Source organism: Candidatus Pelagibacter communis (assembly GCF_001179925.1).
Taxonomy (GTDB): domain Bacteria; phylum Pseudomonadota; class Alphaproteobacteria; order Pelagibacterales; family Pelagibacteraceae; genus Pelagibacter; species Pelagibacter ubique_E.
Genome location: NZ_CVSF01000068.1, coordinates 1 through 17,736, shown reverse-complemented (window position 1 = coordinate 17,736; position 17,736 = coordinate 1). Strand labels below are relative to the sequence as shown.

Sequence of the window (17,736 nt, the reverse complement as noted above, 5' to 3'; positions counted from 1 at the left end):
TAATTAAAATATTTAATGTCAGAAAAAAAAACCAATAGAAGAGATTTCTTATTCACAGCTACTTACGCTGTAGGAGCGGTAGGAGTGGGTGCAACGATTTGGCCAATGATTGATCAAATGAATCCAGATGCATCCGTTAAAGCATTAGCTAGTACCGAAGTAGATGTGAGTGAAGTAAACCCGGGTAAAACTATAACTGTATTATGGAGAGGAAAACCGGTTTTTATCAGAAGAAGAACCCAAGAGGAAATAGCAGAAGCTAAATCTGTAAAGTTAGAAGATTTGAAAGATCCTCAAAAAGACGAAGATCGAGCTAAAGATCCCGAATGGCTGGTTATGCTAGGTGTGTGTACTCATTTAGGCTGTGTCCCATTAGACCAGAAAGGAGATTACAATGGTTGGTTTTGTCCATGTCATGGGTCACATTATGATACTTCAGGAAGAATCAGAAAAGGTCCAGCCCCAACAAATATGGAAATTCCAAAATACGAATTTGTCAATTCTAATACGATTAAGATTGGATAAACTTTTATGAGTGATCAAGAATATACACCCAAGTCTAGAGTTGGAAAATGGTTTAACGATCGTTTACCTTTATTAACTTTAGCTAATCACTTAACAGATTATCCTACTCCAAAAAATCTGAATTATTGGTGGACATTTGGAGGCATTTTAACTTTCTGTTTAATAACTCAAATTGTAACAGGCCTAGTGTTGGCAATGCACTACATTGCTCATGCCGATATGGCTTTTGATAGTGTAGAGCACATAATGAGAGATGTTAATTATGGATGGTTAATTAGATACATTCACGCTAATGGAGCATCTATGTTTTTTTTAGCAGTTTATATCCATATATTTAGATCTTTATTCTATGGCTCCTACAAAGCCCCAAGAGAAGTAATTTGGATAATAGGTATTATAATATATCTATTAATGATGGCAGCTGCATTTATGGGGTATGTACTACCTTGGGGACAAATGAGTTTCTGGGGAGCAACTGTGATAACAAATTTGTTTAGTGCGATACCTTTAGTTGGAGAAGGAATTGTAACTTGGTTATGGGGCGGTTATTCCGTAGACAATCCAACTTTAACAAGATTTTTTACACTTCATTATTTAATACCATTTTTAATTTTAGGTTTAGTCGTTCTTCATATTTGGGCATTACATGTTCCAGGAAATAATAACCCAGTGGGTATTGATATAAAAAAACCATCTAAAGATACAGTACCATTTCATCCTTATATTGTGATTAAAGATGGTTTTGCTTTATTAATGTTTATGATTGTTTTTGCGTTTTTTGTATTTTACACTCCAAATATATTAGGTCATGCAGATAATTATATTGAAGCTGATCCGTTAGTGACACCTGCACATATTGTTCCTGAGTGGTACTTGTTACCTTTTTATGCAATTTTAAGATCAGTTCCGGATAAGCTTTTGGGAGTGGTAGCTATGTTGTCGGCTATTTTTATTTTAGCTGCTCTCCCTTGGCTAGATACCTCAAAAATTAGATCAGCGGTATTCAGACCTTTATATAGACAGTTTTATTGGATCTTAGTTGCCGATGTTTTGATTTTGGGCTATGTGGGTGCAATGCCTGCAGAGGGATTATATTTGTTGATAGCTAGAGTAGCTACGGCTTATTACTTTTTACATTTTCTAGTTATATTGCCAGTCTTAGGATATAAAGAAAAAACTCTGCCTATTCCTTTAAGTATTACTGAACCTGTGTTAGGTGGATCGCCAAGTCTTGCTCCAGCGAAAATGAAAGAAAGATCAAAACATAAGTGAAAAACTTTTTTAGAATATTAATAATCTTAACAATCGTTATCGGGTCTCAAACCAATACTAATGCAGCTGAAAAAGTTGAGTATTTGAAAACGGATTGGAGTTTTAAAGGTCTTTTCGGCAAATTTGATCGAGGTGCACTTCAAAGAGGATACCAAGTATATACCGAAGTATGTTCATCCTGTCATTCAATGAAATATTTAAGTTATAGAAATTTAGCTGAGAAAGGCGGACCTGAATTCACAGAAGCCCAAGCAAAAGCAATTGCTGCATCATTTGAGGTAATAGATGGACCAAATGCAGATGGTGAAATGTTTACTAGACCTGGAAAATTATCAGATAAATTCGTTATGCCTTATGAAAATGTTAAAGCTGCTCAAGCTGCAAACGGTGGGGCATACCCTCCTGATATGTCAGTCTTAGTAAAAGCACGAGGTGGTGGAGTAGATTATATATATTCTTTACTTCAAGGTTATGAAGATCCACCCGCTGGTATAGTTCTGGATGAGGGAGTTTATTATAATAAATATATGTATGGAAATAAAATTAAAATGGCCAATCAATTATCTAATGGACTAGTTGAATATGCTGATGGTACAAATTCAACAGTTGAACAAATGTCTAAAGATGTGACAACTTTTTTGATGTGGGCAGCAGAACCTCATCTAGAGTCAAGACACCAGATGGGTTTTAAAGCAATCTTGTACTTAATAATTCTCACAATATTGGTTTATTTTAGTATGAAAAGAATTTGGTCACGTATTGAAACGGAAGTTTAAAACATCTCCATCTTTAACAATATATTCTTTACCCTCTAGTCTCATTTTACCATTTGTTTTAGAGTTCGACCAACCTTCATTAGCAATAAAATCATCATAGGAAACTGTTTCAGCTCTAATAAAACCTTTTTCAAAATCACTATGAATTTCTCCAGCTGCTTTTGGAGCAGTACAATTTTTTTGAATAGTCCACGCTCTAGTTTCCTCAGGCCCTGATGTAAAATAAGTTTCTAACTCTAAAATTTTGTAACCTTTTTGTATTAATAAATTCAATCCGGTTTCTTTAAGTCCGATCATTTCCATATAATTTTTTTTTTCATTATTATTTAGTTCATTAATTTGATTTTCTATATCGGCAGAAACTATTAGGGTGTATTCTTGTCCGTATTGATCTAAGAATTTTTTTGTATAATTATTTCCAGTTTGAACACTTTGTTCATCCACATTACAAACATATATTTTTGGTTTTACAGATAATAATCCACTTTGTTGTAACTGTTTTTTATCAAATTCATTCTTTAGATTGGAAATATCTTTATTACTATTTATATAATTTAAAGCAAATTCGAGAATTTTTACTTGCACCTCCTCAATGTTTTTTTTATTACTTTTCTGTAATCTTTTTTGAATAGACTCAAGATCTGCCAGTAGCATTTCTGTTTCTATAATCTCAAGATCTCTTACTGGATCAACTGTAGAGTTTACATTTTGAATATCACTAGAGTCAAAGCATCTAATCATATGAATGATTGCATCTACTTCTCTTATATGTGATAAAAATTTATTTCCTAACCCTTCTCCTTTTGATGCGCCCTTTACTAATCCAGCAATATCTACAAAAGATATAGTTGTATTAATTATTTTTTTTGATTTGGAAATTTCTGCGAGATTATTTAACCTTTCATCAGGTACAGGTACTATGCCAACATTAGGATCAATTGTACAAAACGGAAAATTTGCTGCTTGAGCTTTACTTGAATTAGTTAAAGCATTGAAGAGTGTTGACTTGCCAACGTTAGGCAAACCTACTATACCACACTTAAAACTCATTATTTATTATTTACGGTGCTTGAAAATAAATCCAATTTTTTATTTACAAGGTCACCGATAGACTCTGTGATGTTGTTAGAAATTTTATCAATACCATTAAGTTCCTCTTCATCAAAATTTTGCAAAACATAATCTTCCACCTTAATGGGAGTTTTTGGTTTTCCAATTCCAATTCTCACCCTTGAATAATCTTTTCCAATGAATTTATCAATAGAAGCAATTCCATTGTGTCCTGCACTGGATCCCCCAAATTTTGCTTTTATTTTTCCAAACTCAACATCGAGATCATCATGAAATACAATTACATTCTCAGCATCAAACTTAAAATATTCTAATAATTCTCTAATACAGATTCCTGAGTTATTCATGAATGTTAAAGGTTTAATAGCATAAATTTTTTCACCTTCAATATTACCAGTTGTAAGTAAACCCTTAAACTTTGGTTTTTGTTTTGATAAACTAAATTTTTTATTTATTGCATCTATAATTTTGAAACCGACATTATGTCGATTGTTCTCACTGTCTGGTGTTGGATTTCCAAGACCTACAAATAAAAGCATAAATTAATTGGAATTTAAATTTCTGTTTAATTGATTATTTTTTTGTTTCAGGTGGTTTTTTATCAGCAGGCTTTTTATCGTCACCTTCTTTTTTATCACCTTCTTTTTTATCACTCTCAGCTGCTGACTTCTCTCCATCTGCAGCTGCTGTTTCAGCACCTTCAGCTGCTTCAGCACCTTCTCCTTCTTCAGCTTCAGCAGGTTTTTCTGGTTCTTTCATAACCGTTGGTGCTGCTAAGGTAGCAATAACGAAATCTCTACCTTGAATAGTTGGAACAACATCATTTTCAAGTTTAACTGATGAAATTTTAAAACTTTCACCAATATCAATTCCATCAAGATCTAAAGTTAATTTTTCAGGTATTTTTTCGCTAGGACATTTAAGCTCAACTTTTCTTCTTACAATATTAAGTACACCACCTCTTTTAAGACCTGGCGATTTTTCATGATTAATAAATTCAACAGGAACTTCAATTCTTATTTTCACTCCTGGAACGACTCTTAAAAAATCTACATGAATTGGTTCATCTGTCACAACGTCATAGACAACCTCTCTAGGTAATACGTTTTGATTTTTGCCATCTACAGATAAAGTAACTATGTTTGATAAAAAGTTTTCTTTTTCTATTGTTAATTTAAGTAGTTTCGTTGAAATAGAAATTTTTTCATTCTTTTCTTTGCCTCCATAGACTATCGCAGGTACATTTCCACTATCTCTTATAGCGCTGAGCTGACCTCTTGTTTTATTGTCTCTGGTAGTAGCATTTAATGAAATCATAAAAACACAGGTTTTTAGCCCATGTTTTAAAATAACTCAAGGTAATTATTTAAATAAATCAGATACAGAAGTAGAGTTTGAAATCCTTTTAATAGCTTCACCCATTAAGCTAGAAATTGATAAAACTTCAATGTTTTTAGCTTTTTTAACTTTTACCACGTTATCTATTGTGTTGGTGATAACTAAATTTTTTATCACAGAATTTTTAATTTTTTTAACCGCTTCTCCACTTAGAACACCATGTGTTATATAAACATAAACTTCTTTTGCACCTCTGTCTTTTAAAGCTCTAGCAGCATTAGTTATTGTCCCACCAGAATCAATTATGTCATCTACAATTACACATGTTTTATCTTTTACATTTCCAATGACATTCATAACTTGGGATTTTCCTGGCTTTGGTCTTCTCTTATCTACAATTGCTAAACCAACATTTAATAACTTACCCAAAGCTCTCGCTCTTTCAGTTCCACCAACATCAGGTGCTACACAAATAATATTTTTACTTTTTATTTTCTTTTTAATATGTCTCGCAAATATTGGTGTTGAAAAAAGGTTATCAACTGGAATGTCAAAAAAATCCTTGAATCTGTCCTGCATGCAAATCGACCGTAACAATTCTATCCGCTCCAGCTTTTGTTATTAAGTTAGAAACTAATTTAGCTGAGATAGAAGTTCTTGGAACAACCTTTCTATCTTGCCTAGCATAACCAAAATAAGGTATTACCGCTGTAATATTTTTAGCAGATGACCTTTTAAGTGCATCTATACAAAGCAGCAATTCCATTAAATTGTCGTTCGCAGGAGAGGAAACTGACTGAATAATAAAAATGCTGTTTCCTCTAATATTTTCATTAATTTCAATATAAATTTCTCCATCCGAAAATTTTCTTATACTTGAATTAACAAGTTTAGACTTTAAATATTTTGCTATACTTTTGCTAAGAGGTTTATTGCTATTTCCTGATAATAATTTCATTAAAAATTTAATTAACCATAATTAAAGATATATTTCTACCATAATCATTGTGATTTAGCTTTAAAGATCTTCTTGCACTAAAAAAATTATTTTTTATGTCAAAAGTATCAACATTTATTAGATCTATATTTTTTATAAGGTTTAATTTAACTTGTTTTTTTACATAATTCGCTAAGTCAAAATAAATCTTATTTTTTCTTATTTTAAAAAATTGAATATTATTTCTATCTTTTTTCAAGAATTTATCTCTAAAAGGTTTTTTAACTTCATAGTTTTGATTGGATATGCAAGGACCTATTGCAACAGTCATATTCTTAGGAGTGCATTTTTTGTAAATCATATATCTTATTACTTTATTTATTATACCATTATAGGCTCCGCGCCATCCCGCATGTATCGCAGCAATTATTTTTCTTGAATTATCATAAATTAAAACTGGTACACAATCAGCAGTCAAAACAGCAATAGGTATTCTTTTCTTTTCACAAATAATTGCATCAGCTGATACACTTCTATTTTTTATAATTGAATTGCAGCTTAAAAACACAAATTTATTACTATGCGTTTGTTTTACAAAAAAAATTTGTCTAGATTTTGTTCTTATTTTTGATTTAACAATATTAATATTTTTTTTTACGTTAATTTTTTTATCTTTTGAGCCTATTCCACAATTTAAGCTTTTATAAATACCTTTTGAAACCCCTCCTTTATTACTGAAGAAGTAATGTGTGAGATCAGAAAATTTTGATAATTTTTTTGATTTTAACAATTTTAAAATCCTGTATGAGATTTATTTTCTTTATTTTTTATTAACATAACTTTAAAAAGTTCTCCCATCGCTTTGTTATCGGTTAATCTTTTAAGTCTATAAAATATATCTGCCTTTTCATAAAAAGATTTATTGTTACTTATAATTTCAGCTCTTTGATAAATCCCTAGATTAATTAAAAATTTTCCTTGAGTTGTATAACTTATATCTAAATTAAAATTTTTTATAATCTTGTCAATTAAGTGAAAGTTAATATTGTAAGTTATATCAGATTTTCCAACATTATCTAAAATTTTTGAAAATTTTTTATTGTAAATAGCTTGTAAAGTATCTTTCATCTTTTTTTCAAAATGACCATAATCTATGATTAGTAATCCACCTTCATTTTTTTTTACAATTTTTGAAATATTCTTTAAATATTTTACTCCTAATGGAGAAAATTCTATAAAATTTTGGTTTAATGAAATCTTAAATCTAAATTTTTTATCCAAATTTTTGATATTTATCTTCCTTTTTAAAAAGTTTAGCTTTTTTTTTCCTGAAATTCCGACCAATTTTTCATACCAATTATTTCCTTCTTTAAAAAATTGTTTTATTGGTATCGCATCAAAAAACTCATTAGCTAAAAATATACTTGGGAGTTTGTTTAACTCCGTTAAACTTTTTAACCATTTAATATTTTTAAAATGAATATTTTTTTTTTGTTTCTTTATCAATAGTGGGCTTTTTTCATATATAATAATATTGCAACATTTAAAAAAAGGTGGAAATTTTTTAAAACTCTCAATCATAATTTTCATCATTTCTCCATTGCCTGCTCCTAATTCAATTAGATTAAATTTTTTAGGAGAACCTAAGCTTTTCCAAAAACTGATGGTCCAAATTGCTATCATCTCAGAGAATAGCCTTGAAATATTTGGCGATGTTGTAAAATCACCAGATTTTCCAAATGGATCTTTTTTCATATAATATCCATTAGTTTTATCGTAAAGACAAAAATCGATAAATTTGTCTAAAGGTATTTTATTATTTTTTTTCAGCTTCATTTGTAAAACTGTAAAGAATAAAGCCTGTTATAAAAAAAACACAACTTATTAGTTGACCCATTGTTAAATTTAAAAGTATGTATCCTAATTGTTCATCAGGGACTCGAAAAAATTCAACAATGAATCTAAAAGTTGAATAAAATATCAAAAATAAAGATGATAACTTTCCTGGTGTTTTAAATTTTTCTTTTTTCCAAAAAAATAATAAAATTAAAAATAATATTAATCCTTCCAAAATAGCCTCATATATTTGTGAGGGATGACGATACAAATTATCTATTTGAATAAATTGTACGCCCCATGGTAAAGATGTCTCAAAACCATACAATTCTGAATTAATAAAATTAGCAATCCGTCCAAAGAAAATTCCAATTGGTGACACTAAAGAAATAATATCTAGATAATTGAAAATATTTTCATTATTTTTTTTTGAAAATAAAATACTCGCTATCACTATACCTATAACTCCACCATGGAAGGACATACCTCCATGCCAAATTTTAAATATGTCTAAAAAATTATTGATATAAAATTCTAAATTATAAAATAAAACGTATCCTAATCTTCCACCTATTATTAAACCTATTATGACATAAGTAATATAATCATCAAATTTTTCTTTTATTTCTTTAGTTGAAAAATAATTTTTTGCTAGATACCATCCACTCAATATGCCAACTATATAGGCCAAAGAATACCATCTTATTTCAAGTGAAAAAATCTCTATTGCGACTGGGTCAAAATTATTAATGAACATTACAAATTATAATAATAAGATATAACTATATTATGTAATAAAATAAATATATGAAAAATTCAAAATTTGTGTTCGATAAAATAACAAAGTTATTTGAGCAAGGCTTAATTTCCTCTAGAGACTTAACTACTGAGTTAATTACGATTTTAAAATCAAAAAGAGATGAAATAGTCTTTAAAATGAAACTTACCAGTAAGGATGAATTTGATGTATTAACTAAAAGAGTAGAAAATTTGGAAAAGAAAATTGAAAAGTTTAAACCTCAAAAAAGAAAGAAATCTAAGCAGGTAAAAAGATCTTAACTCCTAGTCCATTTAATTTTGATTTTTCTAATTTTATGTTGCCGCCGTGTGAACGAATTATATCAGAGGCAATAGAAAGACCAAGCCCAACGCTAGATTTAGCTTCGGCTCTTCCTTTGTCTATTTTATAAAATGGTTTGAAAACGTTATCGTACTCATTTTTGGGTATTCCAGGTCCATCATCTTCAATTTTAATAAAAATATTAGTGGATTTTTTTGTAAGCTCCACATTAACTTTTTTTCCATATTTTAACGCATTATCAATTAAATTGTTAATACATCTTTTAATCAAGTTTTTTCTTCCATTACAATAAATCTTATCTATTGAATTAATTGTTATATTCTCATTATTATATTTTAAGATGATTTGATTAATAAGTTCGCTTAAATTAAATAATTTATCTTTTTCTAGGTAAGATGAGCTAGTAAATTGCAGATATTCATTCAACATTTTTTCCATTTCATTAATGTCATCAGTCAATTTGCTAGAAATGTCTTTATCTTTAATGAATGCCATTTGTAATTTCATTCTTGTTAAAGGTGTTCTTAAATCATGACTAATTCCAGAAAGCATCTCTGATCTTTGATTTAAGTGTCTCAATATTCGTTTTCTCATTCTGTCAAATTCAAAACCTGCTTGTCTAATTTCCGATGCGCCTGATGGTTTAAACTCTTCAATCTCTTCTCCCTTACCAAATTTTTCAGCAGCTTTAGCTAATGCAGTTATAGGTCGAGTTTGATTTTTTAAAAAAATTAATGATATGATTACCATAATTAATGCAGGTACAGTTATCCAAAGACCAAATATTCTGGCAGAAGAACTTGTGAGTCTGTCCTTTGGAATTAAAAATTTAAAATAACCATCTTTGAATTTAATTCTTAAATCGATTAACTCTCTGTAATTTGTAGTACTAAACCAGTAACTATTCGACCCAAACCTTGATTTTAATTCTCTTCTTAAAGTTCGATCTATTGGACTAAACCATCTTTCGTCGTACGTATAATCAAAATCATTATCTTGAACAAATTCGATATTTAGATCTTGATAAATTGAAAAAAGATTAGTGATTTCATCCTTGTCGTAAATATCATTACTATACACTTCAATATAAGTTTTAATTTCATTCACCAAAGCTCTTGTCATTCCTTTATTTGTTTTTATCCAAAGACTATCAAAAAAAACTATAGTTATTACTAATTGAATAACAATAACGGGCACCGCAACTATTAATAGCGCTCTATAAAATAATCTTTTGGGTAACAAATTTTTGATAAATTTATTCAATCCATAAAACATAACCGGCACCCCTTATTGTTTGAAGAAATTTTGGATTTTTTGGATCTAATTCTATTTTTTTTCTTAATCTAGTTATAATTACATCAATCGATCTTTCTTTATCTAAATCAATTAACTTTCCTATTTCCATTCTTTCAAAAGTTTTTCCAGGATTATTAATCATTTTTTCCAATATAATTTTTTCAGTATTGTTAATTTTATATTCAATCTCATTTTTAAAAATTAATTTTTTATTTAGATCAATTTTAATATTTTCAAATTCAATTACTCTTTTTAAATCTCTTTTTTTTGTTTTATTTAAAATATTTTTTATTCTTAGAAGTAATTCTTTGGGTTCAAAAGGTTTTGGTAAATAATCATCTGCTCCAATTTCTAAACCTTCAACCCTTTCATCAGCCTGACCTTTTGCAGTTAATAATATTATAGGAGTATCTAAATTTTTCTTATTTTCTTGAATAAATTCTAAACCACTTTTACCAGGCATCATGATATCTAATATTATTATATCAAATTTAATTATTTTAATTTTTTCATATGCATCTTCAGCACTGTTAGCAGTTGTGATTAAATATTTTTGCTCATCTAAATACTTTTTGACCAATGATCTAATTCCTTCATCGTCATCAACTACCAATATATGTGCTAAAAAATCATCCATTTATAATTTTGTTAAGAACGCTATCAAAATTTAAAACCTCCTCAGATTTAGAGTTTAGTAAAGCGTTATATATTCTTTTTTTTTGTATCTGAAAAATTTCATTAAAAATTTTTTTACCTTTGTCATTCAAAAAAACATGCTTAATTCTCGTGTCTTGTTCATCTTTTTTAAATTCAATGATTTCAAGTTTAATTAAATCTTTTAGTACTCTGTTTAGACTTTGTTTTGTGACTTTTAATCTTTTTAGTAGTTCTGAAATTGAAATACCTTCATACATTGAAAGTAGATGAATTACCTTATTATGAGCTAAACCGATTGAATGCTTATCAAGAATTTTTTTGGAGTCTGAGAAAATCTCTCTATATCCAATAAACATTTTTTCAATCAAATCTTTTAATTGTTCATCTTTTAAATAAAGAAGCTCTTTCATTAAATGGTAAGTTATATTGACATATTATAGATACAAAGATAATTTTCAGTAATAATTTTTTCATAATGATACCTTACGATAAAAGATCAGGCAAAATATGGTACAATGGCCAGTTAGTTGACTGGTCAGATGTAAAATTACATGTATTAAGTCATGGTTTACATTATGCAAGTTGTGTTTTTGAAGGTGAAAGGGTGTATGATGGATCAATATTTAAATTAGAGGAACATACCTCAAGATTGTTTTATTCAGCTAAAAGGATGGGTTTTGAAATACCTTATACAGAGGAAGAAATTAATTCTGCATCAAACAAGATAATAGCTACTCAGAAAGTTGAAAATGGATACGTTAGACCAGTTGTTTGGAGAGGGAGTGAAATGATGGCAATATCTGCCCAACAAACTAAAATTCATGTTGCAATCGCAACTTGGGAATGGGGATCATATTTTGATCCAAAACTTAAAATTGAGGGTATCAAATTAAATATCTCAAGTTGGCGTAGACCTGCTCCTGATACAATTCCTTGGGATACAAAAGCATCAGGTCTTTATATGATTTGTACTCTATCAAAACATGAAGCTGAAAAACAAGGTTATACAGACTCACTTATGTTAGATCATGAAGGAAATGTTGCAGAAGCAACAGGAGCTAATATTTTCTTTAAAGACAAAAATGGGGAATTACATACTCCTATTCCTGATTCTTTTCTAGATGGAATTACAAGAAGAACAGTGATTGAAATCGCAAAATCCAAGAATATAAAAGTTCATGAGAGAAAAATTAAACCTGGGGAATTAAAAAATTTTGTTGGATGTTTTTTAACAGGAACTGCAGCAGAAGTAACTCCTGTTTCTTGTATTGCTGAAAATCAATTTAAAGTCTGTGAGACAATTATTGAATTAAATAAAAGTTACCAAGATTTAGTAAAAAAGAAAAAAGCAGCTTAATCTTTACTATCTTCAGAGATTGCATGATCAATTCCTTTACGCATATATTCATATCCCGTAAATAAAGTTAGAGCCGCAGATAACCATAATAATATTATACCTATAGTCTGGGCATTATAATCTTGAAAATTTATGATTTTGTTTCCTGTTTCTCCAGATAGCAAAAGTCCAATTGATACCATTTGTAATATAGTCTTCAGTTTAGCAAGATTAGAAACAGGTAGTTTAATTTTTCCTTTAGCTAAAAACTCCCTTAATCCTGATATTAAAATTTCCCGAGTTAAAATAATTATAGCAGCTATTACCTCATAATTTCTTATAGTTCCGTCCATAACCAATAGAATAAGAGCTGTTGCCACAATAATTTTATCTGCAATAGGATCAAGTAATTCGCCTAGTTTTGACTCTTCACCAAGCAGTCTTGCTAGCATTCCATCTAAAAAATCTGTAAAGGATGCAACTATAAATAAAATTAAAGCTGTCAAATCCCCATAAAATCCAGGCAAGTAAAAGGCCAACACAAAAAATGGAACGATTAATATTCTTCCGACTGTCAGTATATTGGGTATTTTTTTAAGCATAATTTTTATTTATTCATGAAAAAAATTATATATCCTTTTTGCAACTTTTGCCTCAACACCTTCAACTGATTTGATTTCATCTAGACTAGCTGACTCAACAGCCCGTGCTGAGCCAAAATGATTTAATAAAGCTCTTTTTCTTATAGAACCTATACCTTCAATTTGATCTAGTAAAGATCTGCTGATACCTTTTTTTCTTTTAGCTCTATGTGCACTTATTGCAAACCGATGAGACTCATCCCTTATTCTTTGTAAAAAGAATAAAGTAGGGTCATTTTTAGTAAACTTGAACTCTTTACCATTATGAAAAAAAGTTTCGTTTCCACTATTTCTCAGCTTTCCTTTAGCTATTGCTACTATAGGTAAATCATGAAGCCCTAATTCGTTCAAAGTTTCCCTAGCAACAGAGTATTGGCCTTTTCCACCATCAATCATTACTAAATCAGGAAATGTCAGGTAATTATCTTTTTCTTGTATAGCTCTTTTAAATCTTCGATTCAGCACTTCTCGCATCATGCCATAGTCATCTTGTTCATTCTTTTGAATTTTGATGTTAAATTTTCTATATCTTTTTTTAACAAATCCTTCATCACCATAAGCGATTAATGCTCCAACACTATTTGTTCCTTGTATATGACTGTTATCGTAAACTTCTATCAAATTAATATTTGTTTCTAGATTAAATTTACTTGCAACTGCATCAAATAGTTCTCTATTATTTTGGCTTTCATAAAGCTTTCTATTCAAGCTATCTTTTGCGTTTTTGATAGCTTGATTAACTACTTTTAATTTTGATCCTTTTTTTGCGATAGAAATATTTATTTGTTTTTCTTCTTTTTGAGAAAGAGTTTTTTCTATCAAAATTTTTTCTTTAATCTCTTCAGCTAATATTATTGATGAAGGAACGCTTTTATTTTCATAAAATTGAGAGACAAAAGAGTTTAATATATCACTTAGTTTTTCATCAGGATCATGTTTTGGAAAAAAAGCTTGATTACCCCAATTTTGTTTTGAGCGATAAAAAAAAACTTGAATGCAAGTTTTTCCCGACTCTTTGTAGCCAGCAATTACATCAGCCTCAATTAAATTTGCCTCATTAATTCTTTGAGATGATTGAATAATGTTCAATGATTTTATTCTATCCCTTAAAATGACTGCTTTTTCAAAATCTAAATCATCACTAGCTTTTTCCATTTGGTCTGAGAGATTTTTCTGAATTTTTCTTGATTTGCCAGAAACAAATTCTATAGCATCTTGAACAGTTTTTTTATATTCATCCTCTTCAATGTATCCAACACATGGACCAGAACATCTTTTGATTTGATATAAGATACAAGGACGTTGTCTGTTTTTAAAGACTGTATCATCACAAACCCTTAAGTGAAAAATTTTCTGTATCATCTTTATTGTCCAATTAGCCGAGCCTGCTGAAGCAAAAGGTCCAAAATAAAAACCTTCTTTTGTTTTTTTCCCTCTGTGCCTTTTTATTTGTGGCCATTTGTCCTTGTTACCAATAAATATAAAAGGGAAAGATTTATCATCTCGCAACAAAATATTAAATTTTGGTTTATATTTTTTGATTAAATTAGCTTCAAGAAGTAAAGCCTCGCTTTCATTTGAAGTTGTTGTTATCTCCAATTTTCTTGTTTGAGACAGCATCCTTTCCGTTCTGATTATGTGATTTTTTTCAGTTACATAACTTTTTAGTCTATTTGGTAAATTTTTTGCTTTACCCACATAAAGAATATCTCCTTTCTCATTTAACATTCTATAAACACCAGGTAACTTAGGAATTAATGTGAGTTCTTTTTTTATTACTTCTTTGCCAATTTCAGAGCTTATCATGACTTCTCTTTTTGGTAATTTGAATACCAACAGATGAACATTGTTTTAAAATTTCCAATTTTTCAATTTTTAGCATTATTTTTGCAATTCTTTTATCTTTAAATAATTCATCAAAAACAGCTTCAGCTAGAGTTTCCAAAAAATTATAATGTTTCTTTTTAACTAACTTTGTTATGAGTTTGACAATAGTACCATAGTTAACAATAGATTTTATATCTTTATCATTTGATGGTTTTTTATCTTGATAATCAATCTCAAGACTAAATTTTACTTTTTGAGGTTTTTCTTTTTCAAAATCATAATAGCCAAGTTTTAAATCTAAAATAAGATCATTAATAAGAATTTTTTTTTCATAATTAAAAAGACTTTTTGATTTATCTATTTTAACTATTTTTAGATTATTTTTTTTCATTCCTTGCTTCTAATTATATCAGGTGTTTGCCAATTTAAACTTTGACCACTATCAATTGCTAAAATTTGCCCTGTAATAGAGCTGTTTTTTATAAAAAAGTCAACAGCATTACAAATCTCGTCTACATTAACTTTTTGTTTTAATGGTGTAGCTAAATATTGATTTTTAAAATGTTTTTGAGACTGTCTTTTATTTTTGATAGTTGGACCTGGAGCTATACCATTAACTCTTATCTTTGGTGAGAGACTCATCGCAGAAGTCTTAGTTAATGTATACAAACCTGTTTTACTTAAAGTATATGAAAAAAAATATGGAGTAAGCTTGAATACTCTTTGATCAATTATATTAATAATATTGTTATTTCTACTCTTTATATTTTTTGAAAATTCTTTTGACAAAAGAGCAGGCGCTCTAAGATTAGTCGAAATATGATTTTCCCAACTTTTTGAATTAAAGTTTTCTAATTTATCATTTTCAAATAATGATGCGTTATTAATTAGACAATCAAAATACTTCAAATTTGATTTAGAAAATTTGATAATTTTATTAATATCTTTTTCTTTGCTTAAATCTCCTTTTACTAAATATATTTTTGTTCCGTAATCTTGAAGTTTTTTTTTCAGATTTTCTGCTTTAGACTTAGATTTGTTATATTGAATTACAATCTTCTTGTTTGGACCTGACAATTTCTCAGCAATTGCAGCACCAATTCTTGTTGCTCCTCCAGTAATGATTATCCTCTGTGCTTCCATTTTTTATCTTTTTTTTTTGTGACTTTAGTCCCAGGCATACCCATTGTCGATCTACCTTTTGGATAAAGTTTATTTTTTACATCATATTGTCTTATTTTAGGATTTAATGTGATTTCTAGTTCTGTACTTTCTAATTTTCTTATTTCATCTCTTATTTTTGCCGCCTCTTCAAATTCCAAATTAGATGCAGCCTCTTTCATTTTCTTATCAAGAGCTTTTAAGTGTTTCTTAAGATTACCACCAACATTTGAACCTTCACTAATTTTTACATAATCTTTTTCGTAAACGCTCTCTAAAATATCGTTAATCTCTTTTTTAACTGTTTTTGCATCAATTTTATGTTTTTTATTATAATTTAATTGAATTTTTCTTCTTCTTTCAGTTTCTTGAATTGCTTTTTTTATACTCTTTGTTTCTTTATCAGCATATAAGATTACCTTTCCATCAACATTTCTAGCAGCCCTTCCTATAGTTTGAATTAATGAAGTTTCAGATCTCAAGAAACCTTCTTTATCAGCATCTAAAATTCCAACTAATGCACATTCTGGAATATCTAAACCTTCTCTTAATAAGTTAATTCCGACAAGAACATCAAAAACTCCCATTCTTAAGTCTCTCATAATTTCTATTCTCTCTAGAGTATCAATATCTGAGTGCAAGTATCTTACTTTAACTCCATTTTCATGAAGATACTCCGTTAAATCTTCAGCCATTTTTTTTGTTAGAGTTGTAACCAAAACTCTATGATTATTTTCAATTACTTTTTTACACTCGTGCATTAAGTCGTCCACTTGATTTTTTGCTGGCCTTATCTCAACAGGTGGATCAATTAATCCTGTAGGCCTTATCACTTGATCTATAAACTTACCTTTTGTTTGCTCTAATTCCCAAGGTCCTGGTGTTGCAGAAACAAAAACTGTTTGAGTTCTCATTAAATCCCACTCTTCAAATTTTAATGGTCTATTGTCCATACAAGAAGGAAGTCTAAAACCATATTCAGCTAAAGTGCTTTTTCTTGATCTATCTCCTTTATACATTCCGTTTAATTGTGGAACCGTTACATGACATTCATCAACAAAAATTAGTGTATTATCTGGAAAGTATTCAAATAGAGTAGGTGGGGGCTCTCCTGGTTTTCTACCAGATAAAAATCTTGAATAATTTTCAATACCAGCACAAGAACCAGTCGCCTCAATCATTTCAAGATCAAATTTAGTTCGTTCTTCCAACCTTTGAGCTTCAAGTAATTTATTTTCTGCTCGATGTTTTTTAAGTGTAATTTCTAATTCTTTTTTTATATTTATGATTGCTTGTTCAACAGTTGGTTTTGGAGTTATATAATGACTATTTGCATAAACTTTAATTAAACTTAATTCTCTCACTTGATCTCCTGTCAGAGGATCAAACTCCTCAATTTTTTCAAGTTTATCTCCAAATAAACTTAGTCTCCAAGCTCTATCTTCCAAATGGGATGGAAAAATTTCTAGATATTCTCCACGAGCTCTAAAAGTACCTCTATAAAAATTTTGGTCATTACGTTTATATTGTAAAGCTACTAAAGATTTGATTATTTGTTCTCTGTTATAATCATAATTTTTTTGAAGAGTTAGAGTCATTTTACTATAGGCTTCAACTGAACCTAAACCATAAATACAAGATACACTGGCAACAATTAATACATCATCTCTCTCTAAAAGTGATCTTGTTGCAGAGTGTCTCATTCTGTCAATCTGTTCATTAATAGATGCCTCTTTTTCAATATATGTATCTGATCTAGGAACGTAGGCTTCAGGTGTATAATAATCATAATAAGACACAAAATATTCAACTGCATTATCAGGAAAAAATGTTTTCATCTCACCATACAGCTGCGCGGCAAGAGTTTTATTTGGAGCTAAAATCAGCGCTGGTCTGTTGGTTGCTTCAATAACTTTTGCCATTGTAAAAGTTTTTCCCGAACCAGTTACTCCCAGTAATACTTGATTAAATTCCTCTTTATT

At 29.3% G+C, this 17,736-nt stretch carries 19 protein-coding genes and 1 pseudogene; 5 read left to right on the top strand and 15 right to left on the bottom strand.

The window, feature by feature from the left end; all coding sequences use genetic code 11:
* The first annotated feature begins 15 nt into the window (after nt 1-15).
* From petA to AMN70_RS04830, 3 genes are read left to right on the top strand one after another with little or no spacing between them, the layout of a single operon-like run.
* A complete protein-coding gene (petA, locus tag AMN70_RS04840) occupies nt 16-525 on the top strand; it encodes a ubiquinol-cytochrome c reductase iron-sulfur subunit (protein ID WP_075502326.1) in 510 nt (169 codons plus the stop codon).
* Nucleotides 526-531: 6 nt separating this feature from the next.
* A complete protein-coding gene (locus AMN70_RS04835; protein WP_075502325.1) occupies nt 532-1,797 on the top strand; it encodes a cytochrome b in 1,266 nt (421 codons plus the stop codon).
* 32 nt (nt 1,798-1,829) lie between these two features.
* Nucleotides 1,830-2,573 carry a cytochrome c1 gene (locus tag AMN70_RS04830; RefSeq protein ID WP_425304116.1) on the top strand — a complete coding sequence of 248 codons (744 nt, stop codon included), beginning with the start codon at nt 1,830-1,832 and terminating at the stop codon, nt 2,571-2,573.
* On the opposite strand, the gene ychF is transcribed toward AMN70_RS04830, so the two are convergent.
* From ychF to lgt, 7 genes and pseudogenes are all read right to left on the bottom strand, one after another.
* Complete coding sequence (gene ychF, locus AMN70_RS04825; protein WP_075502321.1) at nt 2,550-3,623, bottom strand: redox-regulated ATPase YchF; 1,074 nt, start codon at nt 3,621-3,623, stop codon at nt 2,550-2,552. The genes AMN70_RS04830 and ychF overlap by 24 nt on opposite strands.
* Nucleotides 3,623-4,183 (bottom strand): aminoacyl-tRNA hydrolase, encoded by a 561-nt coding sequence (pth, locus tag AMN70_RS04820; protein WP_075502319.1) that lies wholly within the window; start codon nt 4,181-4,183, stop codon nt 3,623-3,625. The genes ychF and pth overlap by 1 nt, the downstream gene beginning before the upstream one ends.
* Before the next feature lie 34 nt (nt 4,184-4,217).
* The gene (locus tag AMN70_RS04815) at nt 4,218-4,961 is read right to left on the bottom strand and encodes a 50S ribosomal protein L25/general stress protein Ctc (RefSeq protein ID WP_075502317.1); all 744 of its coding nucleotides are present in this window, start codon (nt 4,959-4,961) and stop codon (nt 4,218-4,220) included.
* A 45-nt stretch (nt 4,962-5,006) separates the two neighbouring features.
* Nucleotides 5,007-5,940, bottom strand: a pseudogene (locus tag AMN70_RS05770) (ribose-phosphate pyrophosphokinase).
* Between the two features lie 7 nt (nt 5,941-5,947).
* On the bottom strand, nt 5,948-6,709 hold the full coding sequence (gene pgeF, locus AMN70_RS04805; protein WP_075502315.1) for a peptidoglycan editing factor PgeF: 762 nt from the start codon (nt 6,707-6,709) through the stop codon (nt 5,948-5,950).
* Nucleotides 6,710-6,711: 2 nt separating this feature from the next.
* The gene (locus tag AMN70_RS04800; protein WP_075502313.1) at nt 6,712-7,755 is read right to left on the bottom strand and encodes an SAM-dependent methyltransferase; all 1,044 of its coding nucleotides are present in this window, start codon (nt 7,753-7,755) and stop codon (nt 6,712-6,714) included.
* On the bottom strand, nt 7,736-8,512 hold the full coding sequence (gene lgt / locus AMN70_RS04795; protein WP_075502311.1) for a prolipoprotein diacylglyceryl transferase: 777 nt from the start codon (nt 8,510-8,512) through the stop codon (nt 7,736-7,738). Before lgt ends, AMN70_RS04800 begins: the two co-directional genes overlap by 20 nt.
* Nucleotides 8,513-8,562: 50 nt before the next feature.
* On the opposite strand from lgt, the gene AMN70_RS04790 reads away from it, so the two are divergent.
* Nucleotides 8,563-8,814, top strand: coding sequence for a hypothetical protein (locus AMN70_RS04790; protein WP_075502309.1), 252 nt, complete (start codon nt 8,563-8,565; stop codon nt 8,812-8,814).
* Here AMN70_RS04790 and AMN70_RS04785 read toward each other — a convergent pair.
* From AMN70_RS04785 to AMN70_RS04775, 3 genes are read right to left on the bottom strand one after another with little or no spacing between them, the layout of a single operon-like run.
* Nucleotides 8,792-10,111, bottom strand: a complete 1,320-nt coding sequence (locus tag AMN70_RS04785) for an ATP-binding protein (protein WP_075502307.1) — start codon at nt 10,109-10,111, stop codon at nt 8,792-8,794. The two genes, AMN70_RS04790 and AMN70_RS04785, sit on opposite strands and share 23 nt — an antisense overlap.
* Entirely contained in the window at nt 10,092-10,769 is a 678-nt protein-coding gene (locus AMN70_RS04780; RefSeq protein WP_075502305.1) for a response regulator, read from the bottom strand. Before AMN70_RS04780 ends, AMN70_RS04785 begins: the two co-directional genes overlap by 20 nt.
* Nucleotides 10,762-11,199, bottom strand: coding sequence for a MarR family winged helix-turn-helix transcriptional regulator (locus tag AMN70_RS04775; RefSeq protein WP_075502303.1), 438 nt, complete (start codon nt 11,197-11,199; stop codon nt 10,762-10,764). The genes AMN70_RS04780 and AMN70_RS04775 overlap by 8 nt, the downstream gene beginning before the upstream one ends.
* A gap of 65 nt (nt 11,200-11,264) precedes the next feature.
* Between AMN70_RS04775 and AMN70_RS04770 the strand changes: the two genes are divergently transcribed.
* The gene (locus AMN70_RS04770) at nt 11,265-12,146 is read left to right on the top strand and encodes a branched-chain amino acid aminotransferase (RefSeq protein WP_075502291.1); all 882 of its coding nucleotides are present in this window, start codon (nt 11,265-11,267) and stop codon (nt 12,144-12,146) included.
* Here AMN70_RS04770 and pgsA read toward each other — a convergent pair.
* From pgsA to uvrB, 5 genes are all read right to left on the bottom strand, one after another.
* Nucleotides 12,143-12,727 (bottom strand): CDP-diacylglycerol--glycerol-3-phosphate 3-phosphatidyltransferase, encoded by a 585-nt coding sequence (gene pgsA, locus AMN70_RS04765; RefSeq protein ID WP_075502289.1) that lies wholly within the window; start codon nt 12,725-12,727, stop codon nt 12,143-12,145. The genes AMN70_RS04770 and pgsA overlap by 4 nt on opposite strands.
* A gap of 9 nt (nt 12,728-12,736) precedes the next feature.
* A complete protein-coding gene (gene uvrC, locus AMN70_RS04760) occupies nt 12,737-14,572 on the bottom strand; it encodes an excinuclease ABC subunit UvrC (RefSeq protein WP_075502287.1) in 1,836 nt (611 codons plus the stop codon).
* Nucleotides 14,559-14,984 carry a dihydroneopterin aldolase gene (locus AMN70_RS04755; protein WP_075502285.1) on the bottom strand — a complete coding sequence of 142 codons (426 nt, stop codon included), beginning with the start codon at nt 14,982-14,984 and terminating at the stop codon, nt 14,559-14,561. Before AMN70_RS04755 ends, uvrC begins: the two co-directional genes overlap by 14 nt.
* On the bottom strand, nt 14,981-15,736 hold the full coding sequence (locus tag AMN70_RS04750) for an SDR family oxidoreductase (protein ID WP_075502283.1): 756 nt from the start codon (nt 15,734-15,736) through the stop codon (nt 14,981-14,983). The genes AMN70_RS04755 and AMN70_RS04750 overlap by 4 nt, the downstream gene beginning before the upstream one ends.
* Nucleotides 15,718-17,736: excinuclease ABC subunit UvrB (gene uvrB / locus AMN70_RS04745; protein ID WP_075502281.1), on the bottom strand; the 2,019-nt coding region annotated here is incomplete at its 5' end. The genes AMN70_RS04750 and uvrB, both read right to left, overlap by 19 nt.

What these genes read in the sequence shown, in the direction of transcription:
- petA (WP_075502326.1), top strand. Translation starts at nt 16, where the DNA reads ATGTCAGAAAAAAAAACCAATAGAAGAGATTTCTTATTCACAGCTACT.
- AMN70_RS04835 (WP_075502325.1), top strand. Translation starts at nt 532, where the DNA reads ATGAGTGATCAAGAATATACACCCAAGTCTAGAGTTGGAAAATGGTTT.
- ychF (WP_075502321.1), bottom strand. Translation starts at nt 3,623, where the DNA reads ATGAGTTTTAAGTGTGGTATAGTAGGTTTGCCTAACGTTGGCAAGTCA.
- pth (WP_075502319.1), bottom strand. Translation starts at nt 4,183, where the DNA reads ATGCTTTTATTTGTAGGTCTTGGAAATCCAACACCAGACAGTGAGAAC.
- AMN70_RS04815 (WP_075502317.1), bottom strand. Translation starts at nt 4,961, where the DNA reads ATGATTTCATTAAATGCTACTACCAGAGACAATAAAACAAGAGGTCAG.
- AMN70_RS04800 (WP_075502313.1), bottom strand. Translation starts at nt 7,755, where the DNA reads ATGAAGCTGAAAAAAAATAATAAAATACCTTTAGACAAATTTATCGAT.
- lgt (WP_075502311.1), bottom strand. Translation starts at nt 8,512, where the DNA reads ATGTTCATTAATAATTTTGACCCAGTCGCAATAGAGATTTTTTCACTT.
- AMN70_RS04790 (WP_075502309.1), top strand. Translation starts at nt 8,563, where the DNA reads ATGAAAAATTCAAAATTTGTGTTCGATAAAATAACAAAGTTATTTGAG.
- AMN70_RS04785 (WP_075502307.1), bottom strand. Translation starts at nt 10,111, where the DNA reads ATGTTTTATGGATTGAATAAATTTATCAAAAATTTGTTACCCAAAAGA.
- AMN70_RS04780 (WP_075502305.1), bottom strand. Translation starts at nt 10,769, where the DNA reads ATGGATGATTTTTTAGCACATATATTGGTAGTTGATGACGATGAAGGA.
- AMN70_RS04775 (WP_075502303.1), bottom strand. Translation starts at nt 11,199, where the DNA reads ATGAAAGAGCTTCTTTATTTAAAAGATGAACAATTAAAAGATTTGATT.
- AMN70_RS04770 (WP_075502291.1), top strand. Translation starts at nt 11,265, where the DNA reads ATGATACCTTACGATAAAAGATCAGGCAAAATATGGTACAATGGCCAG.
- pgsA (WP_075502289.1), bottom strand. Translation starts at nt 12,727, where the DNA reads ATGCTTAAAAAAATACCCAATATACTGACAGTCGGAAGAATATTAATC.
- uvrC (WP_075502287.1), bottom strand. Translation starts at nt 14,572, where the DNA reads ATGATAAGCTCTGAAATTGGCAAAGAAGTAATAAAAAAAGAACTCACA.
- AMN70_RS04755 (WP_075502285.1), bottom strand. Translation starts at nt 14,984, where the DNA reads ATGAAAAAAAATAATCTAAAAATAGTTAAAATAGATAAATCAAAAAGT.
- AMN70_RS04750 (WP_075502283.1), bottom strand. Translation starts at nt 15,736, where the DNA reads ATGGAAGCACAGAGGATAATCATTACTGGAGGAGCAACAAGAATTGGT.